Raw genomic sequence first — 1,734 nt, 5'->3', positions numbered from 1 at the left:
ACCGCCACCTGGCCGCGGTCCGCGACAGCCGGATCGGGCCCACCCGCAAACTTGCCGAGCTCGTCGCCGCGCGGGACGGTGCCACGGCGATGGTGTGCTCCTCCGCCATCGGCTACTACGGCGCCGACTGCGGTGATCGGACCCTCACCGAGGAGACCGGCCCGGGTTCCGGGCCCCTGGCCGAGATCGTGGCCGAATGGGAGGCGGCCTGCGAGCCCGCCCGCCGATCCCGCGCCCGCGTGGTGACCATGCGCACCGGCCTCGTCCTGTCCGGAGCGGGTGGTCTGTTGCCTCCCCTGGCCGCCATCACCCGGACGGGCCTCGGTGGCCGATTAGGTTCTGGGCGGCAGTGGATGTCCTGGATCGCGCTCGACGACCTCACCGACATCTACCTCCGTGCCGTCGTCGACCCCACACTGGTCGGGACCCTCAACGCAGTGGCGCCGCAGCCGGTCACCAATTCGCAGTTCACCCGTGTCCTGGGGTCGGTGCTCCGCCGTCCCACCGTGGTCCCGGTCCCCGGGTTCGCGCCCGGTCTGCTGCTGGGCAGTCGTGGCTCGGACGAGCTCGCGCTGGCGGACCAGAAGGTCGACCCGGTGGTCCTGCGCGATCTCGCACATCCGTTCCGCTATCCCGCCCTCGGGGCCGCGCTGGCCCATGAACTGGGCGGGGAGAAGGTGCCCACCTCACTCTGAGGCGGACCGACCCTCCGAGGCGACCCGGCGTTCCGAGACCGCTCAGCGCTGCAGGATCATCGGGACCAGGGCCCGCCGCGCCAGCTCCCGGATCTCCTCCTCGGTCTCGAGGACCGGCGGCCCGTCCGGCATCACGGCGATGGAGTGGAGGAAGCGACCCACGACGCTCCCGACCTCGCGGGACAGGGTGTCGAACTCGTCCGCGTCCATCGGGCGGGTGTGCACATCGGCGTTCCAGGTGCTCCGGATGAAATCGGCGACGATCTCGGTGATGGCACCGAGGACCGAGTCGGACTGTCCGGCGAGCATCGCCATGGCCTCGAGCTTGTCCACCTCGACGATGCGCTGCAGGATCTCGCTTCTCCGGATGTCGAAGACGGTGCCGACGAGAAGGTCCTCGACGTGTCTGACGGGGTCCCACTCGAGGGACTCGAACGGGGTGAACCGCGCGATGACCGACATCATCAGGCGCTGTGCCTCGTGGGCGTACAGGGCACGGAGGATCTGTTCGCGGGGACCGAGCCGGCGATACAGGGTCACCCTCGTCACCCCGGCCGCTCGGGCGATGTCGTCGGTGCTCGCGCCCTTGATGCCGCGCTCGGCGATGACCGAGGCCGCCGCCTCGATCAGACGGATGTCCTCCTCATCGGGTGGCTGGGCGCCACCGCGTCCACTGTTACGTGCCACACAGGCATGTTACTTCCAGTGGTCGTGGCGGCGCCCGGAACCCGGCCGGATCCGTTCAGGGACGGTCTCGGCCGCTCTCGTCGAGCGGGTATCCGCCTTGGTGCAGGTCGGTGTCGAGCCCCGCGGCGGGGTCGATACCGGTGGGTTGACCCGGCTGCGCCCCCTGCGGCCCGGAGAGGGCGGGCGTGTCGTCGGGGGCGGCCCCGCCCTCGGACTCCGGCACCATGTCGAACACGCCCGGCTTGGGCTTGGCCTTGCGCGGCTCCTCGTCCATGACCGAGGTCGTCCCCTTGGCGGCGGCCTCCGCGGCGGCCACGGAGCGGGCGATCTCCGGGTCGGTGGACGTGTCGAA

Annotated in this window: 2 protein-coding genes and 1 pseudogene; 1 reads left to right on the top strand and 2 read right to left on the bottom strand. The window is 71.0% G+C overall.

From position 1 onward, the window contains the following. The coding region (locus G6019_RS12410) for a DUF1731 domain-containing protein (protein ID WP_182627709.1) at positions 1–695 on the top strand (695 nt) is incomplete at its 5' end. A 42-nt stretch (positions 696–737) separates the two neighbouring features. Here the strand turns inward: G6019_RS12410 and G6019_RS12405 are convergent. Next, positions 738–1,382 carry a TetR/AcrR family transcriptional regulator gene (locus G6019_RS12405; protein WP_107757561.1) on the bottom strand — a complete coding sequence of 215 codons (645 nt, stop codon included), beginning with the start codon at positions 1,380–1,382 and terminating at the stop codon, positions 738–740. Positions 1,383–1,437: 55 nt separating this feature from the next. Further along, positions 1,438–1,734, bottom strand: a pseudogene (locus G6019_RS17380) (SPFH domain-containing protein); the annotation flags it as partial.

Source organism: Dietzia sp. DQ12-76 (genome assembly GCF_014145045.1).
In the GTDB taxonomy this organism is placed as follows: domain Bacteria; phylum Actinomycetota; class Actinomycetes; order Mycobacteriales; family Mycobacteriaceae; genus Dietzia.
Note: the sequence above shows the minus strand (reverse complement) of the source record. Positions and strands in the feature narration are given on the sequence as shown.